General features: G+C 47.4%; 9 protein-coding genes. 3 read left to right on the top strand and 6 right to left on the bottom strand.

Annotated elements, in window-relative coordinates; translation table 11 throughout:
- Positions 1–276: integrase core domain-containing protein (locus IHE49_RS18265; protein ID WP_192160639.1), on the top strand; the 276-nt coding region annotated here is incomplete at its 5' end.
- Positions 277–321: 45 nt separating this feature from the next.
- On the opposite strand, the gene IHE49_RS18705 is transcribed toward IHE49_RS18265, so the two are convergent.
- The 6 genes from IHE49_RS18705 to IHE49_RS18235 all read right to left on the bottom strand — a co-directional run bounded on the left by IHE49_RS18705 (position 322) and on the right by IHE49_RS18235 (position 10,316).
- Positions 322–1,506 carry a S41 family peptidase gene (locus IHE49_RS18705; protein ID WP_192160637.1) on the bottom strand — a complete coding sequence of 395 codons (1,185 nt, stop codon included), beginning with the start codon at positions 1,504–1,506 and terminating at the stop codon, positions 322–324.
- A 329-nt stretch (positions 1,507–1,835) separates the two neighbouring features.
- Complete coding sequence (locus tag IHE49_RS18255) at positions 1,836–4,943, bottom strand: lantibiotic dehydratase (protein ID WP_192160635.1); 3,108 nt, start codon at positions 4,941–4,943, stop codon at positions 1,836–1,838.
- A 39-nt stretch (positions 4,944–4,982) separates the two neighbouring features.
- A complete protein-coding gene (locus IHE49_RS18250) occupies positions 4,983–7,172 on the bottom strand; it encodes a peptidase domain-containing ABC transporter (protein WP_192160629.1) in 2,190 nt (729 codons plus the stop codon).
- Positions 7,169–8,446: an HlyD family efflux transporter periplasmic adaptor subunit gene (locus tag IHE49_RS18245; RefSeq protein WP_192160627.1), complete on the bottom strand. Its 1,278-nt coding sequence runs from the start codon at positions 8,444–8,446 to the stop codon at positions 7,169–7,171. Before IHE49_RS18245 ends, IHE49_RS18250 begins: the two co-directional genes overlap by 4 nt.
- 39 nt (positions 8,447–8,485) lie before the next feature.
- The gene (locus tag IHE49_RS18240; protein WP_192160625.1) at positions 8,486–9,211 is read right to left on the bottom strand and encodes a nucleotidyltransferase domain-containing protein; all 726 of its coding nucleotides are present in this window, start codon (positions 9,209–9,211) and stop codon (positions 8,486–8,488) included.
- Positions 9,212–9,269: 58 nt separating this feature from the next.
- The gene (locus tag IHE49_RS18235) at positions 9,270–10,316 is read right to left on the bottom strand and encodes a lanthionine synthetase LanC family protein (RefSeq protein WP_225578562.1); all 1,047 of its coding nucleotides are present in this window, start codon (positions 10,314–10,316) and stop codon (positions 9,270–9,272) included.
- Between IHE49_RS18235 and IHE49_RS18560 the strand changes: the two genes are divergently transcribed.
- Both IHE49_RS18560 and IHE49_RS18230 read left to right on the top strand, forming a co-directional pair.
- Positions 10,246–10,413, top strand: a complete 168-nt coding sequence (locus IHE49_RS18560) for a hypothetical protein (RefSeq protein ID WP_225578564.1) — start codon at positions 10,246–10,248, stop codon at positions 10,411–10,413. The two genes, IHE49_RS18235 and IHE49_RS18560, sit on opposite strands and share 71 nt — an antisense overlap.
- Before the next feature lie 1,143 nt (positions 10,414–11,556).
- Positions 11,557–11,660: transposase (locus IHE49_RS18230; RefSeq protein WP_192160621.1), on the top strand; the 104-nt coding region annotated here is incomplete at its 3' end.

Here is an 11,660-nt window from a genome sequence, read left to right as displayed (position 1 = left end):
AGCGCCGCGCTGCGGCAGTGGGCCCAGCGCCACGGCATCGAACTGCTGCACATCCAGCCGGGCAAGCCGACCCAGAACGCCTACATCGAACGCTTCAACCGGACGTATCGCACCGAAGTCCTGGATCGCTACGTCTTCACTAGCCTGCACGAGGTCCGCCGCATGACCGAGGACTGGCGCCACCGCTACAACCATCAACGTCCCCATCGCTCACTCGGCGGACTCTCGCCCGTCGCGTTTGCCATGGCATCATCAACTACCTCTACTTCCGGGTGACTCGGAAAAACGAGGACGCTTCAATCCGGCTTTGCGGGAGGATACTTACTTATTTTCAAGCCATGACTTAGCAGCCGCCATCGCTGCATCCGGTTCTCGCTTAGAAATAGTTATGTCAACATCGGGCATTACACGATCACCATAGCTATGACCATTGCGATCCAAGTCTACGGAGCAGGCAAGTGACAAGCCACTACCATCAGGTAATTGAAAATTACAATTTCCTGTAGTTCGGCCATCACTCGGTTGACCAAAAAAACGGGTGTTTGATCGGCCCTTGAATGCAATGGCAACAATTTCGCCTGAACTGGAAGTATTCGAACCTATGAGAACCGCCACAGGATCATTAATACGAAGTGGCTGACTCGCCTGAGCACCTTCAGGTAGCGCGCTTGCCCAAGGCGTCTCTTCGCCACTACGCGCACGAAATGCGCCAAGCTTTCCAGTCCCTAACAGCAAATGTAGACCAGACAACATGGGGTACATGTTGCCACCCGTATCGTGGCGCAGATCCACAATCCAGCCATGCTTGACTTTGGGAGCGATACTTATGATTCCATCTGCAACCGTACTGGCAAATGCGTTACCATCAGCTTTGTTCGTTCCGGTAAACCCAGGCATATTGATATAGCCAATGTCCCCCGGCAATATCTGCACATCGAGATTACCTTGAGCACGCCCATGTTCGAATTGATCCGTCTGTTCACCTATAGGCAATAAGCGACTATGGTGATCTTGCAAAGCATTAAGCATATCAATAATCAGTGGGTAGCCCTGCGACGGATCCTGCATACGTTTGGCGGCATCGAGCACTTGTGGCTCAATAGTTATCCAATCAATACGGTTTGCGTAAAATGCATTTGCTTGAATAACTTTTATTGCTGTACTAACTAAATAGCTCGCAGTAATTTGCGGCGCGCCAGCAGTCGACATTCGCAAATGATCAATCTTCGCCTCGCCGCCGCCCACCAAGGCTATCCCTACTGTGAAGCTTGTAGCGGTAGCAGGGATGATTAATGTGACATCCCGCTGCTGATGATTACTCACCAGTCCGCCGCTCTGGGTGGTGGCGAAGCCCAATTTTCCACTGGGGCCGAATGACTTCAGAAAAATTGCAGCGCCGCCATTAGTCTGCCCCGTCGTCACATCGATGTTGCCCGAAAGAGTCACCCGCTTTTTCCGTAAAGGAGCGGCGTCGATGGTTGTGTAGGTGAAGCCAGAGGTCGTCACGCCGGGTGCCGACCGTAGATCGATTGTCGCCCCTGTCAAAGACTCCAAAGAGGTAGTGCTAGCTCTTACCTCGAACCCAGGCGATGCTTTCCAGGTTATGTCCTTAGCATTGGCATTGGTAATAACAAGTAGAGACAATGATGCAGCTACTAGCCAATTAAACCTCATAACGATGCCCTCCAGCTTCCAGACCTTCTAAAGCTAACGTGAGTAACCAACTCGCCGGGCCACCCGTATTTTCGTCAGGCGCCCTTCAATTCTACTCAGACAACGCCTGTCTTAATCCAACAAAACTAAATTTTCTTATCGCATTCATTTGGCGATTTTTGCTATTGCCGGGATTTTAGCCGTTCATTCAAACTGACATAACTTCTTCGTAGTAATTCCCACATTAGCGCCTCCTGCAGTCGCGCTTCGGACTTGAACAGCCGATTGCAGCGCATGTGCACAATACTCCATCGAATCCGATACAGTTGATCTTTGCCAAATTTTTCCCCAGGCCCATTAAGTAGCTGTGAAAAGACTTCGGCAATAGAAGTCCATCGCTGCTGAAACTCTTTAGAAGCCTGATCACAATCTCTGTCGAGCAAAACGTTGCCAATGCTGCGATAGAGTTCGCCTGCCCTATGCCGATCAGGCGACTCAAATTTAAACTCTGACGCGAAGTTCCCAGCTGCTCGTGCAGCGAAGGCGAGCCGCTCCTCCAGATCCAATAGACCCAACGCACGCAGTAAACTATCGGTTGCTCGCGCAACTACGGCAACGGAAATATTTTTATCGGGACTAGTTTCCACAACGTTCATGACAGAAAGGCTATCATGGCAAAATATCTGTTCGCATAGATTGAGCGCTTCACTTCCACCGTATCTTGACACTTCGCGAACATAGGTCGCCACACAGACATCCGTGAAATGCCCTCTAGCGCTTCTATCAGAAAAAAAATCAGTCAACCTGGGTGTCACGGCTAACATGGCGCAGCCACTAGGCACCTTGAAACGAAGTCTAAGGTGCTCACCATGTTTATCGCGGTAACGGATAAAGAAGAAACAATTAATGAGTCCATCATCAAGCATTTCGCTCACGACCGGCTTTAAATCAGTCAGTGCTCGATCTTGATCTTCCAAGCGTACATAGAGTTTAAAAAAAACCCATTCGCTCCAAATCGGAGCAATCGTATCACCCGGGTTACAGATCAGCTCTTTTGAAGCTGATTTAATTGTATTAATCGCCGGTGAATACGGCAAGAGAATTTCGTGGTGCGAGTGGTACTCGCAATTTGTAGAAAATGGGTTCATCCCTAAAGGGAAGACGTCTCGAAGAATTGTACTTTCCGCTTTTATAAGGCCTTTAATAAGATCCAAAACCATCCACTCACTGTCCAAATGGTAAGGTATGGAATTATCTGAAGACGTAATCGCCACCCAATCTGGAAGATTTCGTGTAGCTCTCCAGTGCTGAATGAGATCGGCTCGCTTATTTAAAGGCGTGCGACGAAGCTTTTCGGTGTCCTGAGAAGAAATTTTCCAGCCCGGCCTAGAAATTATTACTCCTTTGTATACGAGACCAGGAATAAACTGAGCGTTGGGAGCATCTCTGGCAATCCCCAACTCGGGAAAGATACTGTCCTGTCGAGCAACTAGATTGAGGAATTTATAAATTGGAAGGCAACCTGGCGCGTTAGAATTATGCGCGTTACTCATCCGAATATTCAGTTGTCTGTCCATGGATTTCGAACGAACGTGCACACGACCAGATGAAACGCTGACCGCCAGATCACGCAAAGGAATTCTGCAAGCCGTGGCTGAAGGTCCGGCGCGCACGCCAATTTCATATTCTGTCAAGGTAGGTCGCGCGCTAATATTGCCGTACCCATCCTGAGGGCAATGAACAATCTCTACTATCAAAGCATCTTGACTGTGATCGTCGGAGTCGTTTTGGAAAAGATAATCTTTAAGTGTTGGGAGATGCCCTGAAAAGCGACCCATGATGCGCCCAGGGTGGTGCGGGTGGATACCACGCAGTTCTATTACGGGCCGATTAGTAGTTTCCGACATCCACAGAGCAATCCATGCAAGCCCTTTGCTCTTTGGGCCTATGCCTTCGCTCTTCGAATATAAAGAAAGGTCATCCTCTTCCAGCGTTACGTAATGCTCGGCCGAGACCCGGGATGCTGATAATAACCGCTCCAAAAGTCTAGGGGTGCTGTGTTGCTTTTTCCTGTGGGGCTCGAACCCGCGAGTGATTATAGGCCGGGGAGCATCAGATATTTGAACTCCGAAGAAAGCGAGATCGTCTGCGACCCGAAGCAGGTCAACCTCGGCCTCTCCATATCTTTCACTGAATCGCTCCTTGAATAAAGTCAGTGAAGAGTCATCCGTGGTCTTCCAGCTATATAGGTCGCTCAAAATATTTTCAAGTTGCGAAATCGTATGTACATCAATCTGAACTTTTTGGGTGTTTTCGCAAAATAAGTCCACCTTTACGTGTGTGCGTCTAGTGCTATTGGCGAAAAGAGATTTTGATTTATCTTCGATTCTCCTATAAAAGTCAGTTGCATCTGCGGTTTGCTCACGATTTAATACTTCTAGGTCCACGTGCAATGCATTAAGCTTGGAGACAAATTCGCTTTCTATATCGAGACACTCGATCAATGTCTTCAACATGTCCGTACTAGTAATGTCAACCAAGTGATCAGCGACCAAAATTTGAGCCGTAATAAGCTCGTCGATAAACTCTCTTGCTTCATTGGCGTCGACCGCAAGTTGACTATTGCATAGTTGCCTGACTAATTCAGAGCGAGTTGATCCCATTTTGGCGGCATCGAGCACCATGCGAAGCTCAAACGAGCTTTCAACCTCAATACGTCTGTAAATTTTTCTCCCCCCATGTCCGCGATCAAATTTTACATAGACAGGTGAAGCCGTCTCGATATCGAGCGTGTCATTTGGATAAAAGCGAATAACATCTTCAAATGTTGGATCCGCCACGCACAAGTCTGCTAAAGATGCCATTACGGAAACATCCATCTGAACTGCTCGACGCATGGCTTCTCGGCTCGGAACAACTATCGATAGCGATTGCGCTCCTACCTCACATGCGGCTACACCCGCAAATCCACCAAAGGGAGTCGCTCTGAAGGACATCCTCAAAAGATAGCGAGCGATGCTTATTTCAAGCCCATTAAAGTTTCCCTCAGCACGCTCCCACATCAAGATGCGATCATATAGTCCTGGCGAAGCAAGATATAAGGCCTCGCGTATCCACGGAATGGCTACATATGATCGAACGCAGTCGACAAGTTCTTCATGATTACAAGCGGCAAGCCGACGAAATGCACTAGATGGCAATACTGGATACCGCACTAGACCAACCGGGCCTGTATCGAAATTTAGGTTCACATTTTTCTTGTTTTTTTTTCGAGCGTCGATCTTATCCATTTACATACTTCCTTTGCCAAATTTAATAACGATATTGCTTTAGATCACTTCGAATTTCCGCTCATCCGTTATATCTACACTTTCGACTAGGCCGCCCCTTAAACGAACAATTCGATCAGCGGAGTTAACAGTGTGTGGCCTGTGCGCTATTAGAATTGTTGTTATCCTGGCCTCACGAACGGCATCGCAAATTAAGCGCTCGTTGTCTAAATCTAGGTGACTTGTTGCTTCATCGAGTATCAAAATTTTTGGTTTTCTATAGAATGCTCGGGCTAATATCAGTCGCTGCTGTTGACCGCCAGACAAGCTAGAGCCCATATCGCCGATTATAGTGTGATAGCCCATGGGCATTAAACAAATCTCGTCGTGAATTCTGGCCTGCTTAGCCGCATCCTGGACTCGCTCTATGTCTGCGCCGGTATCGAAAAGGCTGATATTCTCAAAAATTGTTCCGCTAAATAGCTGGTCATCTTGCATCACACTGGCCGCGGCCTCCCGAAGACGACGTTTACCGAGGTGCCGAATATCAACGCCTCCAAATAAGACCTCGCCATCTTGTTGGTCTAGTAGCCCAAGCGCCAATTTAGCGATAGTGCTTTTCCCACAACCAGATGCACCAGTTATAGCGACAATCTGACCTGGATTTATACACAGATTAAGATTACGTAACACTGGTGGCTCGCCTTCGGCGTAACCAAAAGTAACATTGCAAAATTCGATCGTCGTATTCGAAATCGGCCCCGTATAATCGCCAACTTCGCTGGTTTCTGGCTTAGTTAGAACAATGTCAGCAAGTCGCTCCCCTTGAATTCTTAGTAGTCTAAGCTGCACAGTATAACTAACCAAGCCATTAAAACGCGTTGTGAATTGGTCGGCGTAGGCTACAAACGCTACTACCATGCCAATAGTAAATTCGGACGTTAGTGCGAGATATGCCCCCATCCAGAGTACAACGATTTTTTGCAGGCCCGTTGTCATTCCATTAAGTGCGTCAAAGGCTAGGCCCAATTTTTGTACTTTTACTGATGTATTTAATGTTTCTGCTGTAAGATTCATAAACTGCGCGGTACGTTCGGCAGTCTGGTTATGCAGCTTGATAGTCTGGACTGCTCGTATTGACTCAATGAGATTTCCTTGTTGCTTCGCTGCAACAACGACTTGGCTAAGATTTGCTTCCCTATACACTCGAAAATACAAGACACGTGCACCTGCGTATGCGCACGCAAATGCGAGCGTTGTGAATGCAAGAGGTATGCTATAAAAAAAAAGCATTGCACCAGTGATCATTGCCATTGCGCCATCTAGAACTACTTCAACAAATTTTGTTGTTAAAGTCTGTTGGATAGTCGCAATAGCGCCAAATCTCGATATGATGTCGCCAAGATATCTTTTAGAAAAATATTCCATTGGCAAACGAACAAGGTGGTGAAATACATTTCCTGACCAGCCCAGGCTAAAATGTGTGCTGATCCAAACTACTGTCCATGTACGCAGTGCGGTCAAGGCGACTTGTATAACTAGGAGTGCTGTGAAACTCATTCCTAGCAGCGTCAACAAACCAGCATCCTTATCTGCCAACACTTGATCCATTGTCACTTGCATAAATTGTGGCGCGAGCAGAGCGCAAACCTCTAGACCTATCGCAAGAGAGAATACTTGAAAGAGTCCTTTTGATAGACCTGAGACTGAGCCTGCTAATGCCCTCAATGAGATCGGCGGCCGCTTAGGCGATCGAGTAAATTCGGGGCCACGTGCGAGTTCAAGTGCCACGCCTGTAAAATGACGATTAAACTCATCGACGCTCAACGCTCGCTCGCCGAAACTTGGGTCAATAACGTTGATTTTTTTCCCTGATACACGTGTCAGTACAACGAAATGGTTAAGATCCCAGTGCAATATGCACGGCATATATAATTGTTTTACATCGCTTGCTTCTACCTTTACGGGCCTTGCAGATAAGCCTAGTGATTCAGCCATTTGGATAAGATCGCTAAGCCGAGTGCCGCGTAGTGAAGAAGGAAACTTTGCCCTTAACGTGTACAAGTTGGTATGGAAACCATAGTGACCTGCCACCATGGCCAGGCACGCGAGGGCACACTCCGCAGCTTCGGTCTGTAAAATTACAGGGACGCTTTTCCTAAAATTAAAATTTAAGCCCCCCACCCGCTCCTGGACCAAAGGTTCCCCATTTTCCATTTTATGATCGTTGCGATTCGTTGAGGTCGTCATTTTTTGTCTTCCGCCATATGGCGCCTAAGTGTATAAAGCGGCTCAAACAGCCACTCATAAAGATGGCGATTCTCAAGCAGAATGTCTGCGTCGATGGCGGTGCCAGGCATCAGCCGCTCGCTCTTGCCGTAGATACTTATTGACTGGGCGGGAAGTTTGACAAGTACGCGGTAGGAGGGCTCAGTTTGAATGGACGCCTGTTTACCTGATAGATGACCAATCTGCGTCGCATCCAGCACATTTGACGATACGCTCAGTACACTGCCCCTAAAAACGCCAAATTTCTGAAATGGAAATGCAGGAAAGTGGATCGCGACACTAAGTCCTGGTCGTATCATGCTCATTGATGTGCTAGGAACTAGAAGTTCGCCTTGAAGCTCGCCAGCCGACGGCGTAATTGACATAAGCATTTCTTGAGCATCAATAGCCTGATTTGGATGCACGAGCAACGAAGAAATGACCCCCCGTTGAGGGGAGCGAATCACAATTTGCTTATCAAGATCGGCTTTGTCGATCGCCTCATCGATCTGGGCAATGCTCCTCTGATTCTCGCGAAGCTTTTCTGTTGTGGTGAATGGAACCTGCTTTAACTGAGATGTTAAGCTTCCAAGTTGCTGATTAAGTGCGCCTGTTTGTGCCGAAGCATGCTCGACGGCGCCTTCCGCTGTGTATAGCGTGGAAGTCTCTTGACTTACCTGCATCGGGGAAACGTATCCTTTCGTCAAAAGCGGCTGCAATTTTTCAATAATCCCTTTCTCTAATATTATTTGCTGTTTATCTATAAACACTTCTTTTGCATTATGATCAATCTGATTTTGTAGCGCGTCGATTTGGGTTTTCAAATCGAATTCCTGAGCCGTTGCCGACGCTTGTATGCTGCGATTAGCATCCAAAAGGCTTTCTTTTTCTATACGAAGCTTAGCAACCACATCTTGAAGCACTTCATTTGCGCCATTACTCGACTTATCTTCTGATATTGATACTAGAGGTGAGCCAATATCTACGCTATCTCCCTCATGAACAAATACCGTTGTCGCTACACCCGAGGAAGCCGACTCGATATTAGAGATTCCTTGACTCGCAATAATTTCACCAGATACATGAAATCGCCTAGTGTAAGTCCCGCTTATAAGCCACATAATGACTATCGAGCAAAAAGCTATCGCACACACAGCCCAAACAGAGTGGCTAACAGGTGATGCTATGCGTATTGAACCATAGTTTCGACCAGCTAAGTTGGCCTCAACCTGTTTACGGAATAATGTTGGACGCATTCCTCCTCCTACTCCATTAGCGATATTTGTTCACTGACTCTAAATAACGAGCGGAAATTTCTCGCCATCCTTAACTTTGCCGCCAATAGTTTCCAACATTGTCGCAGCCATCTGCCTTAGGGGTATATGGCTGCCGCTAACTGCCGTTACATATGCAGTATGCAAATCTTGTGCAAACGACCGGTCCTCTTTAAGGAAGATTTTAGTCAAATAAACTGACATGCCATAGCCGCGATGTGTAATAAGATAGCGACACTTCATTAGTGTTTGATATAGTTCCGTGCAAGAAGTTACATATTCGAATCGATTCCTCGACCCCTCGATATCATTTAAGACGCATGTAATAGTTAATCTCAGAAAATCAAAATTTGGCGGTGTGATTTCGGATTCCATGAGCTGGTTTAATTGAATTTTTAACTTACTTATCTCGCCATCCTCATCCCGGAGCACGCGGCCACTGCGTACCACACTAGCGTAGTAGTCTAAACGCTTGGCCCTTTGTAACTCGCAAAGAGCTAGGCATGAAGATGAATCCATCACACATACGTCAAACAGCCAGCCGGCCAAATATCTGTGCTGGCGATAGGGCTTTTGTATTTTGCTGTTGAATACAAAGAGATCAAAATCAGACGTCTCTGTTTCCGCTCCTCGGCTTCGTGAGCCAAAAAAGATCACCCCAGTGCTTGAGGGATAGAATTGCCGAGTGAAACGATCAACAAAAAAATCGATCTCACGCTGTCGGTCTGTAGATGTTACACGCTCCATGGGGCCCCTTCTGACGCCATCGCATCAAACCTAATTGGATTGATTTTATACGCCGGCATTAGACCGCTAGCCACTCCGCCCAGATTGGCATCTCGTCCCGCTCCGTTGCATCTAATGCCAGTGCGACACCGTAACGACCTTCAAGAAAAGAGGCTGGATCCGTAATCCCGTCAACAGATTTATAAGGAAAAGTCACATAGTTATCAGACCATATTGCTTGCGACATGGACTTAACAATTGCTTGTTCTGCTACGCCGGATGCCTTAAGGCGTATTTCGTCATTGATATTCTTGTTATTCGCAAGTTTTGAGAACAAAAAAGCAGCGCCGCTAGTGCCATGGCAAAGCGATGCATCGTTGAGTTGACTACTAGGGTGTTCATACTGTAGTACGCTTGAGGCAATAAGTTGATTAGCCCTGTCATTATTTGCAGACCATGTAGCGCTTGCAGCAAGATATGCGAAGGAGACCCCTAAAGATCCGTAGCACCAGGCAAGCCTTCCTTGTGTAACCAGATCTTGAAAATGCGGCATATAGCACCCGCCTTCTCGTTCCGGCACAGAAAAGTTCCAAATAAAATCGAATCCGTCCTTAACCAATTTTTGTAAGTCGACCTCCAACAATTTTTTTTGATTTGCTTTCGCCAACACGCTTAGTAGCCCAGGAACTCCATGTGCGACGCCAAGATTTGTTTCTGGCGATCGACGCGTTGTCGTAGATATTGGATCATCGCTTGACCAGTAATTGAAACGCCTCGTCAGCCACTGCCCTATGTTATGAAAGAGCACTTTCTGCTGATCACGTGTCATACAGCGAAGGGCATAAATGATAATTCCGGCTACGCCATTGATAACGTCCAGATTGGCGTCGAGCTCTATTGCCTGTGTTGATGCTAAAATCACCTGATTTGCGTCTTCAATTACTTCCGCAGCCCCTTCTATAGAATGGTTTTTAGATATGGCATGCACAGTCCAAGCTACTCCAGGTAAACTTTGGTAGAGTGAGCTTGATGCTGGACGCTCATTGATGAGTTCCATGGCACGCTCCACGTATGTTACGGATTTCACCAATAGCGCCGGATTATTGAGGCGTCTTGCCGCCTCCATTAAAAAGAACGCGAAAAAGGCTGCCCCCTTGGATATGCCTGGGTATTTGCATTGCTCTGGAGAGGGCATGCTGGCGACACAAGATGTGAAAATTTGATCAAGCCGCTCCCCGCGCTTACTGCTTTGGCTCTGTTTACAGACATTCATTGCAAATGCTCTCCATTGACCAGCGTGGGCTGCGCATCCATTAATAATGTGACTTTTCTCGTGATAAGTTTCAACACGTTCGGTTCCGTTTAACAGCTCGGCGAGGAAAATCTCAAGCCTGAGGCGCGGCTTTGTAAAGCCACAAGTTAGCCAGAGTTTCTTATGGATATTGGAAAATGAGTCTATTTTCGTTACTTTGACAGAACTCGAGGCAACCTCAATTGATGATATTTGGATCCAACAAAAGGGGCGCCAACACGTCAGCTGAAAGCCGGCACATTGACGCCCCGCTTCTGATTCATGAATTGCCTTCCTTGGCGAAGACCTAAATCAAGTACATTGCTGACACGTACCCCCATCCGATGCATTACAGCCGTCGGTTTGATCACCACAGTTTGTAACTGTCTCGCACACGTCGCTTGCACAGTCGTTGCTAGCGCAGCCCCCGCTGATGCAATCGTCGCTTGCGCAGAGGCTACTTTGGCAGTTGTCGCTTTGACATGCGCCACTAGCACAGCCGTTGCCACCCGCTGTATCGGCTGCGGCCTTGCCTGCCACATTTGGTTTAACCACACCACCGCTGACCAAAGCGGTCTGTTCATCGGTTAGGACAGTTACACTTCTCGTGATCAGTTTCAACATGATGCAGAATCTCCTTATGGCCAAGATATTTTTACACCAAAGCTTGAATGCTCGATGTAACCCTTGCACGAAAGTCCTTCACCTACACGGTTCGCGTACCAATTCGTTCGACTAAGTACAGTTTAGGTTAACGTTTAAACGAATTATCACGCGTCCCTCCACGCAATACTCTCACCACTAAATTTAGTAGTGAATAGTCGTCGTGGTTTGCGCCCCATATTGTGCATGCATCCTCGGAAAGTCCATTTAGCATTTATACTCCTGAGCCCCGTGCATACATCTGACATGGATGGCCCCCGTTTGATAGCATATTTTAAATAATGGGTCAATCAACAAGAATTTGACGTATGTAAATGCGATCGACTGTGCTAGCTCAGGCCAGTCGACGTCCCCCCGGTTTTGAGTAGCACGGCCGTTTGGAGTCCAATCCCCCAACCGACGGAGATTGGACGTGAAGAAGCGTTTTACCGAAGAGCAGATCATCGGCTTCCTGCGCGAGGCGGAAGCCGGCGTGGCGGTGAAGGATCTATGCCGCAAGCACGGCTTCAGCGAAGC

Source organism: Rhodanobacter sp. 7MK24 (assembly GCF_014842995.1).
Taxonomy (GTDB): Bacteria; Pseudomonadota; Gammaproteobacteria; order Xanthomonadales; family Rhodanobacteraceae; genus Rhodanobacter_A.
The sequence above is the reverse complement of the archived record's forward strand: the minus strand, read 5'-3'. Positions and strand labels throughout refer to the sequence as shown.